The organism is Nocardiopsis alkaliphila YIM 80379 (genome assembly GCF_000341005.1).
GTDB lineage: Bacteria > Actinomycetota > Actinomycetes > Streptosporangiales > Streptosporangiaceae > Nocardiopsis > Nocardiopsis alkaliphila.
Window position 1 is genome coordinate 22,881 of the sequence record NZ_ANBD01000004.1, and the last position, 20,448, is coordinate 43,328.

Annotated in this window: 17 protein-coding genes; 12 read left to right on the forward strand and 5 right to left on the reverse strand. The window is 68.6% G+C overall.

Going from position 1 to position 20,448, the window contains the following annotated elements; genetic code table 11:
• Window positions 1-116 precede the first annotated feature (116 nt).
• Window positions 117-905 carry an SAM-dependent methyltransferase gene (locus tag D472_RS0100700; protein WP_017602578.1) on the forward strand — a complete coding sequence of 263 codons (789 nt, stop codon included), beginning with the start codon at window positions 117-119 and terminating at the stop codon, window positions 903-905.
• 159 nt (window positions 906-1,064) lie between these two features.
• Here D472_RS0100700 and D472_RS0100705 read toward each other — a convergent pair whose 3' ends face one another.
• Genes D472_RS0100705 through D472_RS27005 form a run of 3 tightly spaced genes read right to left on the reverse strand, consistent with a single transcriptional unit; the run spans window position 1,065 to window position 4,089 of the window.
• On the reverse strand, window positions 1,065-1,508 hold the full coding sequence (locus D472_RS0100705; RefSeq protein WP_017602579.1) for a hypothetical protein: 444 nt from the start codon (window positions 1,506-1,508) through the stop codon (window positions 1,065-1,067).
• Window positions 1,508-3,562, reverse strand: a complete 2,055-nt coding sequence (locus D472_RS27000; protein ID WP_051045906.1) for a multicopper oxidase domain-containing protein — start codon at window positions 3,560-3,562, stop codon at window positions 1,508-1,510. Before D472_RS27000 ends, D472_RS0100705 begins: the two co-directional genes overlap by 1 nt.
• On the reverse strand, window positions 3,541-4,089 hold the full coding sequence (locus tag D472_RS27005) for a hypothetical protein (RefSeq protein WP_051045907.1): 549 nt from the start codon (window positions 4,087-4,089) through the stop codon (window positions 3,541-3,543). Before D472_RS27005 ends, D472_RS27000 begins: the two co-directional genes overlap by 22 nt.
• 301 nt (window positions 4,090-4,390) lie before the next feature.
• On the opposite strand from D472_RS27005, the gene D472_RS0100715 reads away from it, so the two are divergent.
• From D472_RS0100715 to D472_RS0100765, 10 genes are all read left to right on the forward strand, one after another.
• Complete coding sequence (locus tag D472_RS0100715; protein WP_017602580.1) at window positions 4,391-8,104, forward strand: nitrate reductase subunit alpha; 3,714 nt, start codon at window positions 4,391-4,393, stop codon at window positions 8,102-8,104.
• Window positions 8,105-8,135: 31 nt separating this feature from the next.
• Complete coding sequence (gene narH, locus D472_RS0100720; protein WP_017602581.1) at window positions 8,136-9,698, forward strand: nitrate reductase subunit beta; 1,563 nt, start codon at window positions 8,136-8,138, stop codon at window positions 9,696-9,698.
• Entirely contained in the window at window positions 9,695-10,351 is a 657-nt protein-coding gene (gene narJ / locus D472_RS0100725) for a nitrate reductase molybdenum cofactor assembly chaperone (protein ID WP_017602582.1), read from the forward strand. Before narH ends, narJ begins: the two co-directional genes overlap by 4 nt.
• On the forward strand, window positions 10,348-11,094 hold the full coding sequence (gene narI / locus D472_RS0100730) for a respiratory nitrate reductase subunit gamma (RefSeq protein ID WP_017602583.1): 747 nt from the start codon (window positions 10,348-10,350) through the stop codon (window positions 11,092-11,094). Before narJ ends, narI begins: the two co-directional genes overlap by 4 nt.
• Window positions 11,091-12,269 (forward strand): MFS transporter, encoded by a 1,179-nt coding sequence (locus D472_RS0100735; RefSeq protein WP_017602584.1) that lies wholly within the window; start codon window positions 11,091-11,093, stop codon window positions 12,267-12,269. The genes narI and D472_RS0100735 overlap by 4 nt, the downstream gene beginning before the upstream one ends.
• Window positions 12,270-12,911: 642 nt before the next feature.
• Window positions 12,912-13,397, forward strand: coding sequence for an NUDIX domain-containing protein (locus D472_RS0100740; protein WP_017602585.1), 486 nt, complete (start codon window positions 12,912-12,914; stop codon window positions 13,395-13,397).
• A 188-nt stretch (window positions 13,398-13,585) separates the two neighbouring features.
• Window positions 13,586-14,017: an HIT family protein gene (locus D472_RS0100750; protein WP_017602587.1), complete on the forward strand. Its 432-nt coding sequence runs from the start codon at window positions 13,586-13,588 to the stop codon at window positions 14,015-14,017.
• Window positions 14,018-14,511: 494 nt separating this feature from the next.
• Window positions 14,512-15,108 (forward strand): CueP family metal-binding protein, encoded by a 597-nt coding sequence (locus tag D472_RS0100755; protein WP_026117249.1) that lies wholly within the window; start codon window positions 14,512-14,514, stop codon window positions 15,106-15,108.
• A gap of 86 nt (window positions 15,109-15,194) precedes the next feature.
• Complete coding sequence (locus tag D472_RS0100760; RefSeq protein WP_017602589.1) at window positions 15,195-16,130, forward strand: aldo/keto reductase; 936 nt, start codon at window positions 15,195-15,197, stop codon at window positions 16,128-16,130.
• A 116-nt stretch (window positions 16,131-16,246) separates the two neighbouring features.
• Window positions 16,247-16,870, forward strand: coding sequence for a GNAT family N-acetyltransferase (locus D472_RS0100765; RefSeq protein WP_017602590.1), 624 nt, complete (start codon window positions 16,247-16,249; stop codon window positions 16,868-16,870).
• Between the two features lie 74 nt (window positions 16,871-16,944).
• Here D472_RS0100765 and D472_RS0100770 read toward each other — a convergent pair whose 3' ends face one another.
• Window positions 16,945-17,778 (reverse strand): urea carboxylase-associated family protein, encoded by an 834-nt coding sequence (locus tag D472_RS0100770; protein WP_017602591.1) that lies wholly within the window; start codon window positions 17,776-17,778, stop codon window positions 16,945-16,947.
• Between the two features lie 34 nt (window positions 17,779-17,812).
• Complete coding sequence (locus D472_RS0100775) at window positions 17,813-18,208, reverse strand: hypothetical protein (protein WP_017602592.1); 396 nt, start codon at window positions 18,206-18,208, stop codon at window positions 17,813-17,815.
• 44 nt (window positions 18,209-18,252) lie between these two features.
• Here D472_RS0100775 and D472_RS0100780 point away from each other — a divergent pair, with 44 nt between their 5' ends.
• Window positions 18,253-20,409 (forward strand): alpha-N-acetylglucosaminidase, encoded by a 2,157-nt coding sequence (locus tag D472_RS0100780; protein WP_017602593.1) that lies wholly within the window; start codon window positions 18,253-18,255, stop codon window positions 20,407-20,409.
• Window positions 20,410-20,448: the final 39 nt, after the last annotated feature.

The following is a 20,448-nucleotide window of genomic DNA, read 5'->3' on the forward strand; positions in this document are numbered from 1 at the left end:
GAGAGAGTGCTCGTTTTCGACGGAAAGCCTTGTGTGGCAAGTGATTCGGGATTGTCCAAAGTGGTGTAAGTCGGAAGAATGTCAGGAAGTTCAACTCCTCATGACAAGGCGGCACCATGACCGAACTTCCGGGCATCGACACCACCAAGGCCCATTCCGCCCGGGTCTGGAATTACTGGCAGGGCGGCAAGGACAACTATCCCGTGGACCGTGAAGTCGGTGACTACGTCCTCCAGGCCTACCCGGAGATGGTCTCCGCGGCCCGTGCCGACCGGCAGTTCCTGATCCGCGCCGTCACCCACCTGGCCCGAGAGGAGGGCGTGCGCCAGTTCCTCGACATCGGCACCGGCCTGCCCACCCACAACAACACCCACGAGGTCGCCCAGGCCGTGACCCCCGACGCCCGGGTGGTCTACGTCGACAACGACCCCATGGTCCTGGTGCACGCCCGTGCCATCCTGACCGGACAGAAGCTGGGCGAGGTCCACTACGTCGACGCCGACCTGCACGACCCCGAGTCCGTCCTGGCCAGTGCCCGCGAGCACCTGGACTTCACCCGGCCGATCGGGCTCACCATCCTGGGCACCATGGGCCACACCCCCGACAACGAGCAGGCCTACGCCACGGTCCGCTCCTACGTGGACGCGCTGCCCTCGGGCAGCTTCCTGGCCATGTGCGACGGCACGGCCACCAGTGAACCGATGATCGAGGCCGCCCGCCGGTGGAACGAGACCGCGGCCATCCCCTACCACCTGCGCACCCCCAAGGAGATCGAGGGCTTCTTCGAGGGCCTGGACCTGCTGGAGCCCGGAGTGGTGTCGGCGAACTTCTGGCGTCCCGCCGCCAGCGAGGTCGGCACGCCCAGCGAGGTCGACCAGTACTGCGGAGTCGCCCGCAAGCCCTGACCCCGACCGGTTCCGGGTGGCCGGGACGCGGCGATGCGTCCCGCCCACCCGACCCGCTGAGGGACAGCGGTCGCCGGGATCCCTCGCCTTCAGGGGGAAGGGGACGTCAAGGAACCGCCTCGCCCCCCACGCCGGTGGGACCGGGTGCGGCGTTCGGGCTCAGATCCTCGGCAGCAACGTCGCCAACAACACCACGCCCACCGAGGCCACCAGGCTCGTCACCGCCATCGTCCGGGCCAGGCGTGCCCTGCCCCGAGCGTTGGCCGCCCCGTGCAGCGAAGCGGCGGCCATCACTCCACAGAACAGGAGCAGTTTGGCCACCAGGACCCGGCCGTGCCCGGGTACGGCCAACGACGCCCAGGTCACCCCCACCGACCACGCCAGGGCGATACCGGTGCCCAGTTGCACGGGCAGGAAGACCGCACCGGTGAGCCTCCCGAAACGGCGACCGATGGCGGTCAGGACCGTGGAACGCCGTTCACCGTCCAAGATACGTCGGGCCAAGGGTAGGACCACCAACGAGACGGTGAGCTGACCACCGACCCACACCATGGCCGAGACGACGTGCACAAAGCGCACCCCGGCCCACAGAGCGTCCTCCATCAGTCCTCTCCCACCGCGAAGTGCCCGTGCGCACCGGCCTCGGCGCGGCGCAGGTCATGATCGACGAACGGATAGTGCCCCGCCTGGGGGAACACGGTCTCCACGAACCCGCCTTGGGCGACCCCCAGGTCCAGGGCCTGGGCACCACCGTCCTCGCCGGGTCGCAACAGGTAGGCGCCCTCCTTGTAGACGGTGTCGAAGAACGTGCCCACGACGTGGAAGGAGGTGCCACTGGTGGGGCCGGCGGTGACCACCCAGACCCGGACACGCTCGCCGACCTTCGCCGGGAGCGGTGCGTGCTCGTACCCGGCGGCGGTTCCGTTGAACATCCATCCGTGGGGCCGGCCGTCCCGGATGCGCGCGCTTTGTTCGGCCCCGCCGGGCTCACCCAGGTACAGCTCCCCTTGGACCAGGACGTACTCACGGTCGACCTCGGCCAGGTCGGGCGGGTCGATGATCACCGCTCCGTACATGCCGTTGGCCAGATGATGGGTCATCGGCTTGGTCGAGCAGTGATAGAGCCACGCCCCGGCCTTTCGCGCGGTGAACCGGTAGGTGAGTTCCTCACCGGGCGCGATGGTGCGCATGGGTTCGTCGGGGGCCAAGGCCCCGGCGTGGAAGTCGATGCTGTGCCCCATCGTGCCGTCATTGACCAGGGTGATGGTGAAGACGTCTCCGAGGCCGCCGCGCAGGATCGGGCCGGGCACGGTGCCACCGAAGGTCCACACCGGTTGCCGCAGACCTGGGGCGACCTCCTGTTCGGATTCGCTCACCCTGATCTGGACCTCGTGTTCCTCGACGTCGGGGGCCGGTGGGAGCACCGGGTCCAAGGGCTCCCAGCCCCGACTCATCTCCCCGGACAGGTCGAGTGCTTCCCAGGCTTCGGTACTTTCGGTGTGCCCCGCACTTGCCGAAGGGTGAGAACCGGAGTGTCCCCTCTGGTCGGTCGGTGCGCCGGCATCGAAGTCCGTGGTCAGCACGGTCATGGTCATGCCGGCGGCGCGATGACCCATCACCGAACACCAGCCCTCCAACGAGTCCTCCACCACGCCGACCTCCAGGGTGGCGCTCTCCCCGGGGCCCAGCACCGGCGTCCGCGCGCCGTTGTCCATGCGCAGGTCGTGCGGCTGGGCGTCCTCGTTGCGCACCTGGAGAACGAGCGCGTCCCCGGGATCCACGGTGACGGTGGCGGGTTCGATCACCATGTCGCCCAAAGCCACCTCGACGGTTCTGAGCTGACCGGTCGGTCCGACGCCGCTCGCCTGGCCCGCGGTGCCGCTGAGGGCGAAGACGAGGGCGAGCACCGTCAGCACCGCGCCCACCCCCGTGCCCAGAACGGCGGGGGAGACCGTGACCTCCCGGGCACGTGCCACGGCGGTCATGGCCAAGGCGACGAAGACCAGAGCACAGATGAGCACCACCGCCCAGGCCACGGCGCCGGGCGCACCGGGCAGCATCGTCAGGGGCAGGGCGAGGTTGAGGCAGACCAGGCGCGCACGCCACCCTCGTTCGAGCAACGCGCCGTTGGCCCGGACCGCCTTGGGGCCACCGCCCAGCACCACCAGCAACAGGTAGGTCAGGGAGCCCAGCAGGACCTGACCGACGAAGCCCACGAGGAACAGGGGGATCAGGGGTTGCAGCGCGGCGAATACCTCGTGCGGGGCGTTGCCGGCCACGGCCAGGATGTCGACCACCAGCGCGGCGAGCAACCACACCAGGGAGGCCGCCACCGACCACGCGGCGGCCCCGGCCGGTCGTTCGCGGAGCGCGGTGCGCACCAGGGGCACCAGGACGACGAGCACACCGGCCGAGTACAGCATCAAGCCGGCCAGGGCGACCCATCGCGCGTCGAAGCTCAGCCCGGCGGCCGCCACGACCAGCCCCGTCAGGAGGAGGGATGGGCACCGCCGGGCGAGCGTCGCGGTGCCGTCCACGATCCGGGTCCGCAGGATCGTCGGCCACAGAGTGAAGAGGGTGCCCAGCACGGACAGCCCGACCCAACCCAGCAGGTTCAGGTGGACGTGTGCGGCGATCAGCCGCTGCTGGGCCTCCAAGTGGCCGCGCCGAACAGCATCACCACGCCCAGTGACGCCCCGACCACGAGAGAGACGCCCGCCCCCGTGTACCAGCGGGTGAGGTGCCCGAAGCGTCCGGACAGCGCGCGCCGGGAGCTCGACGCCAGGTCGAAGGTGTGCACGACGATGACGCCCAGCACGGTCAGGGCGCCGGGTACCGCGACGGCGAGCATCCCCAGGGTCGCACCACCGACCAGGGCGACGATCCCGACGTTGAGGACGGCCAGCCGGATCGCCTGGAACCGGTCCGAGGGCGCGGGTAGGCGTAGCAACGCCACGGTGAAGTGCTCGGTCCAAGTGACGATGGCGTTGGTGACCGTGCCGAGCAGGAACAGGTGGACCGGTAGCCGACTCGGTGCCCCGAGGGGATGGGCCAGGGCGGTGGCCACCAGCGCCAGAAGGGCCCAGGCCAGGGCGACCACGTTGGCCCTGGCGTGCCAGGACGCGTGTGGGGGTGGTGGCGGTGACTGCTCCGGACGTTCGATGCGCACGAAGGTGGCGGGCAAGAGGGCTCCGTTCCGGGTCGCAAGAGGGCCGGAGCGGTGAGCCTTTGGTCCCGCGCCGGAAAATCCCCGGTCAGTACCACCGTGGTGGAAACAGGGGTGTTCCTCATGGGGGCGCAGGGCCGTGAGTGAACGTTCCATGGCCCTTTTGTGAAGGGCCTTCGGTCCTTCGAGTAAAGGGGCCGACGCCCGGACATGGTGGACGCTTGGCGATGGTCTGGGAGGAATGTGACTGATGAGGTAGTGGGCGAAAAGGTCACCAAGACGGCCGGAAACGGTCGCCGTCAGAGGGAGGACCTCAGCAGTGTCCCGCAACCAATCGCGCGAAGACCCCGAGAACGTACCCGCCCCGGGGACGGACGGACCGGTCTCCGAGGCGCTCCTTCGCACCCGCAGGTTCTTCCGACCCCAAGAGGTCTCCGAGGACCTTCGCAGCGTCCACCGGGTGGGCGGTCGCGACGCCGATGTCTTCTACCGGGATCGTTGGAGTCACGACAAGGTGGTCCGCTCCACCCATGGGGTGAACTGCACCGGCTCCTGCTCCTGGAAGGTCTACGTCAAGGACGGGATCATCACCTGGGAGGGCCAGCAGACCGACTACCCGTCGGTGGGCCCCGACAGCCCCGAATACGAACCCCGCGGCTGCCCACGCGGCGCCGCCTTCTCCTGGTACACCTACTCACCCACCCGCGTCCGCTACCCCTACGTGCGCGGCGTCCTGCTCCAGATGTACCGCCAGGCCCGAGAGCGTCTGGGCGACCCGGTCCTGGCCTGGGCCGACATCGTCTCCGACCCCGAACGCTCCGCTCGCTACAAGCGGGCCCGAGGCAAGGGAGGCCTGGTCCGCGCCTCCTGGGAGGAGGCCCTGGAGATCGCGGCCGCCGCCCACGTGCACACCGTCGCCGAACACGGCCCCGACCGCGTCGCCGGTTTCTCCCCGATCCCGGCGATGTCGATGGTCTCCCAGGCCATTGGATCCCGCTTCTACGGGCTCATCGGTGGGTCGATGCTGTCCTTCTACGACTTCTACGCCGACCTGCCCGTCGCCTCCCCGCAGGTGTTCGGTGACCAGACCGACGTGCCCGAGTCCGGCGACTGGTGGAACGCCGGTTACCTCATCATGTGGGGCTCCAACGTTCCGGTCACCCGCACCCCGGACGCGCATTGGATGGCCGAGGCCCGTTACCGGGGCCAAAAGGTCGTCGTGGTCTCCCCGGACTACGCCGACAACACCAAGTTCGCCGACGAGTGGCTGGCCGCACGACCGGGCAGTGACGGCGCGCTCGCCATGGCCATGGGACACGTGGTCCTGCGCGAGTTCTTCGTCGAGCGCACCACCCCCTACTTCGACGACTACGTGCGTCGTTACACCGACCTTCCGTTCCTGGTCCGCTTGGAGGAGACCGAGGACGGTTACCGCCCCGCCAAGTTCCTCACCGCCCAAGACCTGGGCCGAGAGGAGGAGAACGCCGCCTTCAAGACGGTCGTGTTGGACGAGGAGACCGGAGAACCGGTGGTCCCCAACGGTTCGCTGGGCTTTCGCTACGGTGAGGAAGGCGAAGGACGCTGGAACCTCGAACTCGGCGACACGCGCCCCCGACTCACCCTGTACGAGGACCAGGGAACGCACGAGGCGGTCGAGGTCCTGCTGGCCCGCTTCGACACCGAGGACGCTCCCCCCTCCCGTCGCGGCGTACCGGTGCGCGAGGTCGACGGACACCTGGTCACCACCGTCTACGACCTGCTCCTCGCCCAGTACGGTGTGGGCCGCCAGGGCCTGCCCGGAACCTGGCCGAACGGCTACGAGGACCCCGACGAGCCGGGCACCCCGGCCTGGCAGGAGACCTTCACCGGCGTCCCGGCCGCGCGCGCCGCGAGGATCGGCCGTGAGTTCGCCGCCAACGCCGAGGACTCCAAGGGCCGATCCATGATCATCATGGGAGCCGGCACCAACCACTGGTTCCACTCCGACACCATCTACCGGGCCTTCCTCACCCTGACCACCCTCACCGGCTGCCAAGGCGTCAACGGCGGCGGCTGGGCGCACTACGTCGGCCAGGAGAAGACCCGTCCGCTCACCGGCTACAACCAGATGGCCTCGGCCGGGGACTGGGTGCGTCCGCCCCGCCAGATGGTGCAGACAGCGTACTGGTACCTGCACAGTGACCAGTACCGCTACGACCGCTTCAGCGCCGACCAGGTCTCCTCCGGCCTGGGCAAGGGGCTGTTCAAGGGCATGACCACCGCCGACGTCATCGCCCAGTCCGCACGCCTGGGCTGGATGCCCTCCTACCCGACCTTCGACCGCAACCCCTTGGACGTGGCCGACGACGCACGCGAGGCCGGACTTTCGATCAACGAGTACGTGCCCCGCGAACTCAAGGAGGGGCGCCTGCGCTTCGCGTGCGAGGACCCCGACGCCCCGCAGAACTCGCCACGGGTCCTGACCGTGTGGCGGGCCAACCTGATGGGCAGCTCCGCCAAGGGCAACGAGTACTTCCTCAAGCACCTGCTCGGAACCGATTCCTCCCTGCGGGCCGAGGAGGCACCACCGGACAAGCGGCCCCGGGACGTGGTCTGGCGGGACGAGGCCCCCAGCGGCAAGCTCGACCTGCTGTTGTCCCTGGACTTTCGCATGACCAGCACCACGGTCTTCTCCGACGTGGTGTTGCCGGCCGCCACCTGGTACGAAAAACACGACCTGAACTCCACCGACATGCACCCGTTCGTGCACCCGTTCAACCCGGCCATCTCCCCGCCCTGGCAGGCCCGCACCGACTTCGACGCCTTCCACGGCCTGGCCACCCGGTTCAGCGAACTGGCCGTGGACCACCTGGGCACACGGCGGGACGTGGTCGCCGTGCCGCTGACCCACGACACCCCCGACGCGATGGCCACCCCGAACGGCACCGTGCGCGACTGGAGGTTCGGTGAGTGCGAGCCGATCCCGGGTGTGACCATGCCAAGGCTCGTGGAGGTCGAACGCGACTACACCGCGATCGCCGCCCGGCTCGGCGCTCTGGGACCGCTCGTGGACGAACTCGGGGTGACCACCAAGGGCATCACCTACGAGGTGGGCGAGGAGATCGACTACCTGGCCCGGGCCAACGGCACCATTCGCGGTGGGCCAGCACACGGGCGCCCCTCGCTCAAGCGCGACTCCCAGATGTGCGAGGCGATCCTGGCCCTGTCGGGCACCACCAACGGGCGCCTGGCCACCCAGGGCTTTCGAACACTGGAAAAACGTGTCGGCGCCGAGCTGGCCGACCTGTCCGCCGAGAGCGAGGGCAAACGAATCACCTTCGCCGACGTACAGGTCGCACCGGTGTCGGTGCTCACCTCACCCGAATGGTCGGGCAGTGAGAGCGGCGGACGCCGGTACTCCCCGTTCACCATCAACGTCGAACGGAACAAGCCCTGGCACACCCTCACCGGGCGTCAGCACTTCTTCCTCGACCACGACTGGATGACCGAGGCCGGGGAGAACCTGCCCGTATTCCGTCCACCGCTGAACATGCACCGACTCTTCGAGGAACCGCAGATCGGTGACAACGGCGAACTCGGCGTGACCGTGCGCTACCTGACCCCGCACAACAAGTGGTCCATCCACTCCGAGTACCAGGACAACCTCCTGATGCTCAGCCTCTCCCGGGGCGGCCCCGTCATCTGGATGAGCGGAGCCGACGCCGACAAGGTCGGCGTGCGCGACAACGAGTGGATCGAGGCGGTCAACCGCAACGGCGTGGTCGTGGCCCGCGCCATCGTCTCCCACCGCATGCCGGAGGGGACCGTGTACATGTACCACGCCCAAGACCGACTCATCGACGTACCCCGAGCCGAGACCTCCGGAAAACGCGGTGGCATCCACAACTCGATCACTCGACTCCTGATCAAACCCACCCACCTCGTCGGCGGCTACGCCCAGTTGAGCTACGCCTTCAACTACATCGGTCCCACCGGCAACCAGCGCGACGAGGTGACGGTCATCCGTCGACGCTCCCAAGAGGTGGAGTACTGATGCGGTCGATCGGAACGGGGGAGGAGCGTAAATGAAGTTGATGGCGCAGATGGCCATGGTGATGAACCTCGACAAGTGCATCGGGTGTCACACCTGTTCGGTCACCTGTAAACAGACCTGGACCAACCGTGCCGGCATGGAGTACGTGTGGTTCAACAACGTCGAGACCCGGCCCGGCCAGGGCTACCCCCGCACCTACGAGGATCAGCACCGGTGGAAGGGCGGGTGGACCCGCAAGACGAACGGGCGCCTGGCGCTGCGTTCGGGTGGCCGGCTGAAGAACCTCGCCACGATCTTCGCCAACCCGACGATGCCCGGCATCGACGACTACTACGAGCCCTGGACCTACGACTACCAGACGCTCACCAACGCACCCCTGCAAGAGCACACCCCGGTCGCCCGCCCCAAATCCCTCATCAGCGGCCGGGACATGGCCATCCAATGGAGCGCCAACTGGGACGACAACCTCGCCGGCGGCCCCGAACTCGCCGAGGACGACCCCGTCCTGCGCAAGGTCTCCGACAAGGTCAAGCTCGAGTTCGAGCAGTCGTTCATGTTCTACCTGCCGCGCATCTGCGAGCACTGCCTCAACCCCTCCTGCGCCGCCGCCTGCCCCGCCGGGGCGATCTACAAGCGCAGTGAGGACGGCATCGTACTCGTCGACCAGGATCGCTGCCGAGGCTGGCGCAAGTGCGTGACCGCCTGCCCGTACAAGAAGATCTACTTCAACCACCGCACCGGCAAGGCCGAGAAATGTACGTTCTGCTATCCCCGCATCGAGGTCGGTCAGCCCACCGTGTGCGCCGAGACGTGCGTGGGTCGACTGCGCTACCTGGGCCTGGTGTTCTACGACGTGGACGCGGTGCTGCCCGCCGCCTCCGTGGAGAACGACCATGACCTCCTGGAGGCCCAACGCGCACTGATCCTGGACCCGAGCGACCCGGAGGTGGTCCGCGCCGCCGAGAAGGAGGGCATCCCTCGGGACTGGATCGAGGCGGCCCAACGTTCACCCATCTACTCGCTCATCAACGAGTACCGGCTGGCGCTGCCCCTGCACCCGGAGTACCGCACCATGCCGATGGTCTGGTACATCCCACCACTGTCCCCGGTCGTGGACGCCGTCTCCGAGACCGGCCAGGACGCCGAGGACCGCGACAACCTCTTCGCGGCCATCGAAAGCCTGCGCATCCCCATCGAATACCTCGCCGAACTCTTCACCGCAGGAGACACCGGACCCGTCACCGACTCACTGCGCCGGCTGGCGGCGATGCGTTCGTACATGCGCGACATCAACCTGGGGCGCGACACCGACGAGAAGATCCCCCGGGCCGTGGGCATGGACGGCGAGAGCGTGTACGAGATGTACCGACTGCTGGCCCTGGCCAAGTACGAGGACCGCTACGTGATCCCGCCCGCCCACACCGAACAGGCGCACTCCCTGGAGGCCTTCGCCACCGGGTGCGCCCTGGACACCGAGGGCGGGCCCGGCATGGGCGGCCCCGGGGCCGGTGGACCGGACAAGGGCGGCCCGTCCACGGGCGGCGAGGTCTGGCTGCCGATGCCTGGGATCCGCCGCTCGGGGGAGGGCACGTGAGCCTGTTCAAAGCCCTCAGGCGCCACCCCATCACCGAGCGACAACGGGCCCTGACCCACCGGCTGGCCGCCCTGCTGCTGGCCCACCCCGACGAGCGACTCCTGGCCGACCTGCCGATGCTGAGAGAAGCGGCCGAGGAGCTGCCCGATCCGCCGCGCGCGGACCTGCTCGGGCTCATCGAGTGGCTCGAATCGACACCGCCACCCGAACTCGCCGAACGCTACGTCGAGACCTTCGACCTGCGCCGGCGTTCCTGCCTGCACCTGACCTACTACGCCCACGGGGACACCCGTAACCGCGGCGCGGCACTGCTCGCGTTCTCCAACGCCTACCGCAGGGCCGGTTTCCTCCTCGACGAGGACGAACTCCCCGACCACCTGTGCGTGGTCCTGGAGTTCGCCGCCACGGTCGACCCCGACAGCGGAACACGTCTGCTGAACCGCTACCGGGCCGGACTGGAACTGCTGTGCCTGGCCCTGCGCGACGCGGACTCGCCCTACCTGGGCGCCGTCAGCGCGATCAACGCCACCCTGCCGCCCAAGAGCGACCGCCTCAACGACACGGTCTCCCGGCTCGTGGCCGAGGGACCACCGGCCGAGGAGGTCGGTCTCGCCCCCTTCCCGCCTCCGGAAACCAGGAGCGTGCACTCGTGAGCACCGCACTCGAAACGGTGTCGTGGGTCATCACCCCCTACGTCGCCATGGCGGTCTTCCTCGTCGGCCACTACTGGCGCTACCGCTACGACAAGTTCGGTTGGACGACCCTGTCCACCCAGATCTACGAGAGCCGACTCCTGCGCTGGGGCAGCCCCCTGTTCCACTTCGGCATCCTCGCGGTCATCGTCGGACACGTCGTCGGCCTGCTCATCCCCAAGGAGTGGACCGCGGCCGTGGGGATCACCGACGACGCGTACCACCTCATGGCGGTCGGTCTGGGCGCGGTCGCGGGTATCGCGGTGGTCGTGGGACTCATCCTGCTCATCATGCGCCGGCGCCTGGTCGGGCCGGTCTTCCGCGCCACCAGCCGGATGGACAAGCTCATGTACGTCGGGCTCGGCCTGGTGGTCGTCACCGGGATGGCCAACACCATCGTCGGCAACGTCATCGGTCACTACGACTATCGGGAGGGGGTGTCGATCTGGTTCCGAGGACTGTTCTTTATGAACCCGCGTCCGGACCTGATGGCCGCGGCCCCGCTCACCTTCCAGGCGCACACCCTGGCCTCCCTCGCGCTGTTCGCGCTGTGGCCGTTCACCCGGCTGGTGCACGTGTTCAGCGTCCCGATCGCCTACCTGTGGCGGCCCTACGTGCTGTACCGCTCACGCGACACCCGCATGGGTGAACGTCGCGGTCGTCGCGGTTGGGAGAACGTGGAGGACGGGAGCCGGCTGCCATGAACAGCGGAGCCAGAACCAACCTCGTCCTGGCCACGGCGGCCTTCACGCTCATGTTCTGGGCGTGGAACCTGATCGCCCCCCTGGCACCGGAGTACGCCCAACGCCTGGACCTGAGCCCGACCCAGACCTCCCTGCTCATCGCCTTCCCCGTGCTCATCGGGGCGGTCGGGCGGATCCCCGTGGGGGCACTGACCGACCGCTACGGCGGTCGGGCGATGATGGCCGCGGTCAGTTTCGTCTCGGTGGTGCCGGTGCTGCTGCTCGGTTTCGTCGGGAACTCCTTCCCACTGCTGTTGGTGCTGGGGTTCTTCCTGGGTATCGCGGGAACCTCCTTCGCCGTGGGTGTGCCGTTCGTCAGTCGCTGGCACGGCCCCGAGCGGCGCGGCTTCGCCACCGGTGTGTTCGGTGCGGGTATGGGAGGCACGGCGCTGTCGGCGTTCTTCACCCCGTACCTGGCCGGTGCCCTCGGGCTGGTGTGGACGCACGTGCTCATGGCCCTGGCGCTCGTCCTCATGGGCGTGCTCGTGCTCGTGGTGTGCCGTAACCCGCCGGGGTGGGAACCCACCACCGACCCGCTCACGCCCCGCCTGCGCGGGGCCCTGGGACTACGGGCGACCTGGCAGAACATCCTGCTGTACGCGGTGGCCTTCGGTGGGTTCGTGGCGTTCGCGACCTACCTACCGACCCTGCTGCACAACGCCTACGGGTTCGCGCAGACCGAGGCGGGTCTGCGTGCCGCCGGGTTCGCCCTGGTGGCCGTGGTCGCCCGCCCGGCCGGAGGCATCCTCTCCGACAAGATCGGCCCGGCCCGGGTGTGCCTGGTGTCCTTCGTGGGGACCACGCTCATGGCGGTCGCGCTGGTCTTCCAGCCCCCCACGGAGCTGCCCGCCGGAACGGTGTTCGTGCTCATGGCGACCTTCCTCGGGCTGGGCACCGGTGGTGTGTTCGCCTTGGTGGCGCAGTTGGTGGAGCCGGCCCGGGTCGGTACGGTGACCGGCCTGGTGGGTGCCGCCGGTGGTCTGGGCGGGTACTTCCCGCCGCTGGTCATGGGCGTGGTGTTCCAGGCCAGTGGGGCCTACACCCTCGGGTTCGTACTGCTGGCGGCGGTGGCGCTGGGGACGGCCCTGTACACCGCGGTCGCCTTCAGGGACCGGCCCGTGGTACGGACGACGTGAAGCGCCCCAGGGCGGTGGCGACCACCGCCCTGGGCCCGCCGCCCGGCGCCATGGGCGGGTGGAGGACGAGGACGCTCCCATGGAACCAAGGCCATGGGAGCCCCACCGGTCCAACGGGAGCCGGCTTCGCGCGCCCAGCGGAGCGCCAGGAGCCGGTCGCGGTGACGGCGCCTATGATTCACGGGCCTGGTGTATTTCCGCCACCGGGCGGCGCATCCGCGCCTTCGACACCCGGAGCAGCGGCCGTGACGAAAAAGCACGGCCTCGGGGCTCTCCCAACGACAGCGGGTCGTGGGATCCTCGCGGGTCGGGCCGGGCGGCAGGTCACGGGCTCCCCGGGTGTGGTCGTGTGCCGCTATCGGGTGGTGGTCGCGCAAGCGCACCCACAGCGGGTCGGTCTTGTCCGTACGGGACATCTCGTTCCTTCCGGAACCCGCCGCCCGTGACCTTGGAACCTCCGGGCGGGCGGCCGGGTCGACAGACCCATCACCGACACCTCCTCGTAGCGTCCTTCGGCGCGACTCCTTCAGGTTACGGATCCGGCTCTTCCGTTCGAGGGCGCCCGTGAACGCACGGAGGATGCCCGTCGAAGAAGGACCGTGGGCAAGGGCGGCCTCGCTCGAAGATCGCTAGGGTCGGGACATGGCCACAGATCCCACCGAATCCTTCGTCCGCCCCTGGGTCGCGGCAGGCGTGCTGTTCTACGACCACCAAGGTCGCGTGATGATGGTCGTGCCCACCTACAAGGACTACCTGGACCTTCCCGGCGGCTACGTCGAACATGGGGAGACCCCGCTACGGGGCGCGGTACGAGAGGTCCAGGAGGAACTGGGGATCACCCCGCCTATCGGGCGCCTGCTGGTCACCGATTGGTTGCCCGGCCCCGAGCGGGACGACCAACGGTTCGTCTTCGACGGAGGAGTGCTCGACGGGCGATGGTCGGATCGGATCGTGCTCGAAGAGGCCGAGTTGGCCGGCTACGAGTTCCACGACGTGGCCTCGATCGAGTCGGTGACGATCCCCCGGCTCGCCCGCAGGATCCTTCAGGCCGACCACGCGCGTCGGGAGGGAACGACGCTCTACCTGGAGAACGGCGCGGTCGTTTCGGGCACGCTCACCGCCCGGTGAACCGGACGGCTTCGAAGAAGGGGGGCCACCCCGATTCGGCGAGGGGCGGACCACCCCCTGGGGCGGCGAACCACCGGCGATGGCGTCCCACCTCGTTGGGCGATGAATCCGGGACCGGATTCGAGTGATCGACCGACGTCCTTGGTAGAACCTCGAACACGACATCCGCCAGAAGAAGGGCCATCCCCATGCCGACCCTGTTCTCGAAGATCATCGCCGGTGACCTTCCCGGACACTTCGTTTGGGAGGATCCCGAGGTCGTGGCCTTCCTGTCCATAGCCCCGCTTCGACCAGGGCACACCCTGGTCGTTCCCCGGGCCGAGGTCGATCGTTGGACCGATATCGAGCCCGCCCTCTTGACCAGGTGCATGGAGGTGGCCCAGGCGATCGGTCAGGGTGTGCGCGCGGCCTGGGACGCACCGCGCGCCGGGTTGGTGATCGCCGGTTTCGAGGTACCTCACATGCACGTCCACGTGGCCCCGGCCTGGGATTTGTCCGACTTCGACTTCACCACGGTGGAGGTGGAGGAGGATCGGGGCGTCCTGGAGACGGCGGCCGAGCGTTTGCGCAACGCGCTCCAGGAGTTGGGCTTTCCTCACGCCGTACCGCCCAGAGCCTGAACCAGGCCCTGTCGAACGCGCGCAGGTTCCGGTCTCCTTCGCTTGCCCGGCCGTCCCCATACGAGGCCCTTTTCGGGGCCCGCCTGTGGGACCATGGCGGAGTTGAAGGTGTGGTCCCGGACAGCTCTTGGAGCTGAACCGAATATAACGCAGAGGTAACACCCTGTGTTGTCGCAGGTCATTAACTGTGAGCCCCACGCACGTGGGGATGGACCGGTGGCCAGCGCCGGCGAGGTGATGGACGTCCCGTGAGCCCCACGCACGTGGGGATACCACGGCCATGGTCGCCTGGATCTCAGACTCGTCGGCGATCGTGGTGGTGTGGTAGGCCAGACGGGCCGCCAAGAGGGAAGGGGCTTTCTGCGCCTTTTGGGGATGAAGGTCGTCGACCCCTGAGACGTTCGGTCCGAGTCCAGCCGTACCACCCCTCAGGGTACCCGGGGTGGGTATAGGCTGGCCTGGTTCGATGACACGCGACCGGACAGGACCCGAACATGAGGTACAGGGCTGCGGCCACGCTCGCCGCTGTGGCGCTCGCGCTCACCGCCTGCGGCGCCTCCGAGGTGGAAGAGAGCACCACCGCGAGCGAGGCCGCCTCCGAGCAAGGACGGGACCTGTTGGTCGAGCACGGCCTCGACGGCCTCGACGCCGAGGAGATCGTCGACCACCTCGACCTCCTGCCCCTGGCGGAGCGCCCCACCGACCTCATCGCCTCGGTACGCCCCGGATCACTGGTGCTCTCCGGCGGAACCGGGGGCGAAGAGGTCGAACTCGACCTGCCCGAGGACTTGTTCTACCTCTCCATGGCCCCGTACGTGGATCAGACCCACGATTGCTTCCACCACAGCCTCACCACGTGCCTGGGTGAACTACGAGGTGAGGAGGTCACCGTGACGATCACCGACGACACCGACGACACGGTGCTGGTGCAGGAGACCGCCTCCACCTTCGACAACGGGTTCGTCGGATACTGGCTGCCCAGCGACATCGACGCGACCATCACCGTCGAACACCAGGGCCGAACCGCGAGCACGCGGATCTCCACCGGCGAGGACGACCCCACCTGTTTGACCACGCTCGCGCTGACCTGAGCCCCACACGCGGGGCCTCGTCTTTTTGTGGTGGACTTTGCCGGCGGGCGTCTCTACCGTGAGCGTCCGATCGGAAAGGACCCCACGTGAAGACGTTCACCCTGCCCGGGACGGACATCACCGTTCCCGACGTCGTGCTCGGCCTGATGCGCATCGCCGACAAGAGCGACGAGCAGATCCGCGCCCTGGTGCGCACCGCACGCGAAGCCGGTATCGACTTCGTGGACCACGCCGACATCTACGGGCCCACCCTCCACGCCTGTGAACGTCGCTTCGCCGAGGCGATGCGGTTGACCCCGGCCGAACGCGACGCCCTCACCATCCAGACCAAGGCGGGCATCGTCCCTGAGGGGCCCTACTTCGACCATTCCTACGACCACATCGTCGCCTCGGTCGAGGGCTCCTTGCGCGCACTGAACACCGACCGCGTGGACATCCTGTTGCTACACCGGCCCGACGCGCTCGTGGAACCCGAAGAGGTCGCCCGGGCCTTCGACCACCTGGAGTCGACCGGCAAGGTACGCGCGTTCGGGGTCTCCAACCACACACCCCGCCAGGTCGACCTGTTGCGTCGCCACGTGCGGCAACCCATCGTGGTGAACCAGCTCCAGCTGTCGATCACCCATGCCCCCATCATCACCCAGGGGCTGGCCTCGAACATGCTGGGCGAACCACAGTCGGCCACCCTGGATGGGGGAGGCGTTCTCGACCACGCCCGTTCGCACGACATCACCGTGCAGGCGTGGTCGCCGTTCCAGGCGGGCTTCTTCAACGGCGTTTTCCTGGGCTCTCCCGAGTACGCCGAACTCAACGCGGTCATCGACCGCTTGGCCGCACGGTACGACGTGCCGCCCATCGCCGTGGCCACGGCGTGGATCACCCGACACCCCGCCCGTATGCAGGTCGTGCTGGGCACCACCACCCCCGAACGGGTGAGTGGTGCCGCCCAGGGCTCGGATCTGACCCTGACCCGCCCCGAATGGTACGAATTGACCCGTGCCGCCGGCCACCGCGTGCCCTGAACGCGGCGGTTCGGACCTTCGCGAGTTCCGCCAACGGGAACGGCGCGGGTCGGATCTGCGAGCAAGGGTTCGGGGCGGGGTACCGTGCCGTCTGGACGGCGCATGGAAGGGGAGTCATGGGACGCGCGCGGGAACGACGTGACGGGGTCGCGATACGTGCGGCCGGCCGCCGGGACATGGCGGCGGTCTCGGGGGTCCTGGCTCGGGCCTTCGTCGAGGATCCGTTCGTGGCGTGGATGTTCCCCCAAGGGCGCGCGCGTCGGGCGCGTCGGCTCTACGCGATCGAGGCCGGGTTCGAGTACCTGCCGTACGGGCGGGTGGACGTGGCCGTACTGGAGGGCCGGGTGGTGGGCGCAGCTCTGTGGGGTCGCCCCGGCCTCTCCACGGGCCCGGGCGCCCTGCGTTCCCTCCCACACCTGGTCGAGCTCTTCGGGATCGACCGGCTGCCCGTGGTGTTCCAAGGTTTGGCGCGTCTGGCCGAGCACACGCCCCGGACTCCTCACTGGTATCTCGCGGAGCTGGGCACCGATCCCGACGTGCGTGGTGTCGGCGCCGGTTCGGGCCTGTTGCGTCATGGGCTGGAGTGGGCCGACGCGCATGGCACACCCGTTTTCCTGGAGTCGAGCAGCGCGACGAACCTGCCGTTCTATGAGCGTTTCGGGTTCCGTGTCCTGGCCGAGGTCCCCATGCCACACGGGCCGGTTCTGCACACCATGCTGCGCGAGCCGGGGGCATCGTGACCGGGAAGCGTGCGTGGGACCGCCGGTGGGCTACCGCACGCGGCTCCTCGCCCCGGCTCCTCGACTTCGACGTGTCAACCCCGCAAACGCAGGCCGTGCGCGTTCCCGTAGGCGGCGGGCTCGGGTACGGTCCACCCCTCCAGCAATTCCGGATCGGGCCGCTGCACCTCCACCGCCAAGGGACGGCACACCTCGATCGGGTCGCGAGCGTCGGGCCCCCACAACGGTAGCGACAGGTCGCCTCCCGGGCAGGTCGACAGGGCGCACAGCAGGTCCTGTTCGGCGAAGAACTCCAGGAAGTCCCCGGGGCGGGCGGGCGAGGTCTTCATGAAGTATCGGTCCTGGTCGTTGAGTCCGGTGCATTGGAAGACGTTGAGTACGTCGTGCACGTCGAACTCGGTCAGCCCGTGCGGCAGCACCGCCCGGGTCAGGTTCGAGTGACAGTGCAGATCGAAGTCCTCACCGGTCAGCATCCGGTTCACGTAGGGATCACAGCGTGTCCCCAACAGGTCGTGCACACGCCCGCCCTCGGCGTCGACGCCGTACCAGTCCAGGCTGTCGGCGGTGATGGTGACCAAGGGCCGCAGATAGGGCAACGTGGACCAGAGCCGGTCGTGCCGGGACACGTGGGCGCTCTGCAACTGGCGGGTCCGTGAGGCCCACATTCGTTCCCGGGGGTTGTGCAGATTCCAGATGTTGAGGTCGCCCACCTGGGGTCCCTCGGGTGCCACGATTCGGAACAGGTGCCCGGCGGGTACCTTCCAGGCCCGCCCCGAGCGGATCGGAATCACGAATCTTTCCGTCAGGGAACGCTTCTCGGTGCGCTCCGCCAACCGGTCGTAGAAAGCGGTGTCGACGTCGAGCGCGCCGCCCGCGGTGGCCCGGTACGCGGCCTCGGGTGAACCCATGGATTCCTCGTTTCCACTCGTGTGCGCAAAACTCCTACCCCTTCCCCCACGCCTTCACCGCCTCCTGGGCCGGACCGTTCACGAGGCCGCGTCGGAACATCGGGTAGACCACCACGATGGGTGCGATGGCGCCCAGGTTCGGTTCGGGGAGGGATTCTCGCCGCCCGTAGGCCTCGACGTGCGGTTCCAGGTCGAGTCCGGGGCCACCGGGAACGAGTGAGCGCATCGCTCCCGGGGCCTGCCGGGCGATGCCGGGCGTCTTCTCGGAGGGCCTGGCCTCCTTCGCGGATCGTCGAGCGATCGGGATCGGACCGCGCCGGTGACGTTCGGGCACGCCGAAGGCGAAACCGGTTCGGAGCCGATCGGTGTCGGCGCGAACACGGGACGTCCGTGTCGGAGTCTCCTCCACCAGGGTGGGGAAGGAAGACATACCGCAGGCAAGTCCGTCAACGTCCTACAAAGGGGAGCGATCCGATGGCCGCCGCAACCCAGGACCCGCCCGGATGGAGTACGCAGGTCGCCGCTCTGGGCCGCCGCGTGGTCGGTCCCGCCCACCGCCGGATCGTCTTTGGTGAATACCAGGGCGCACCGCGTCGCTTCACCTACCACGCCGATGGGGGAGTACTCACGATCGAGGCGACCGACGCCGTGGCGGCCTCCGTGGGGCTGCACACCTACCTACGGCGTGTGTGCGGCCGCGCCGTCACCCGGGACGCCCATCTGCCGTTCTCGATCACCACCCTGCCCGATGCCCCGCCCACCCATGGCACCGCCGAGACCGACCAGGCCTACTACCTCGACTTCTGCGCCACCGGTCACACGGCGGCCTACTGGGGCTGGGACGACTGGGAGCGGGAGATCGACTGGATGGCGTTGCACGGCGTCACCACGCCTCTGACCGTGGTGGGTCATGAGGCCGTCCTGTACGAGGCCTACGTTCGGCTGGGGTTGACCGAATCCCAGGCGCGCGCCTTCCTCGGCGGCCCCGGCTACCTGCCCTGGCAATTCATGGGACGCCTGGACCACTTCGCCGGGCCGATGCCCTCCTCCTGGGTCCACACCCACCGTGACCTGGGTCGCCGGGTCCTGGGACGCCAGCGTTCCCTGGGGATGAGGCCGGTCCTGCCCGGCTTCATCGGCCACGTTCTACCGGCCCTCGCTCCTGGCCGTACCCGGCCCCGTGGCCGGCACGGGTTGGTCACCCACGTCCTGGATCCCACCGATCCCCTCTACGCGCGGATCTGTGCCACGATCGTTCGCACCCAACAGGAACTGTGGGAGGGCACCGACCACCTCTACGCCATCGACCCCTTCATCGAGATGTTTCCGGTCGAGGCCGACCCCTCTTTTCCCGGCGTCGTCGCACGCGCCACCCTGGACGGGCTGACCCGGGCCGACCCCCGCGCGGTGTGGGTGATGCGGACCCGGCCCTTCTCCCATCAGAGCGACTTTTGGAGCCCCGAACGCGTCAGTGCCTTCCTGGACGCCATCCCCGACGAACGCCTGCACCTGCTGGACCTGTGGAGCGAACACGATCCCCAGTGGTCCCGTTTGGAAGCCTTCGGCGGTATCCCGCGGACCTGGGGCGCGTTGCTCGATTGTGGAGGCCGCAGTGAATCGATCGCCGGCCTCCAAGACGCCGTGGACCGCCTGGCCATGGCCAAGGACACCGCCCATCCGCCCACCGGCGTCGGCCTGGCCATGGAGGCCACCGGAAACAACCCCGCCTTCTTCGAACTGATCATGGACCAGGCCTGGACGCGCACCGAGGACGTGGCCCAGGACTGGTTGCCCGACTTCGTCCGGCAACGCTACGGAACCGGTCAGAACCCCGAGTCGCCGGCCGGCCGGCGTGGGCTCTTGGACACCGTCCTGGGGGCCTCGGGTGTGCGTGTTGCCCCCGAACGGTTCAACGGTGTGCTGTCCCTGCGTCCCCACTACCGGGACCTGGAGGATCCGACCCGGCTCCGGGAACAGGTCACCGGACTGGTCTGGTATCCCTGGTCGCGGCTGCTGCGTGCCTGGGAACGTCTGGTCGAGGCGGCCGAGGCCGCCCCCGCCCTCGCCGATGGGCCCCTGGGACACGACTTGGCGGATGTGGCCACGGCCGTGTTGGCCCGCGTGGCCGACCATCGCTACCTGGAGATCGTCGAGCACCTGAACCGGCATCGAACGGTGCCCGAACAGCGGGTGGCTCGCTTCCTGGAGGTGTTCGACGACCTGGACGCCCTGTTGGACACCCGCCCCGAGTACCGCTATCGGGGCTGGGAGGCCAAGGCCACCTCATGGGCCACCAGTACCGAGGATCATCGGGTCCTGGCCGACAACGCTCGCCGCGTCCTCACCGTCTGGATCACTCTGGACAACCTGCGCCTGGACGACTACGCCGCCCGCCTGTGGTCGGGGTTGGTCGGTGACTACTACCGGTCACGTTGGGAGTCCTGGGGGACAGGCCTGTCCGAAGCGTTGACCGACCCCGAAGGCGCGGCCGTGCGGTTGGAGTACCGGCTCAACGAGCACAGTGAACGTTTTCTCCGGCGGGGCCTGGCGTACACCCCGCCCCCCACCGAGAGCACTTTGGTCCGTTCCCGTCACCTGCTGGAGCGCTACGCGGGCACCGAAAGCCCGTGAGCGGGCGCCGCGTTCGCTTTCGACCGGGTGAAAGGGTGT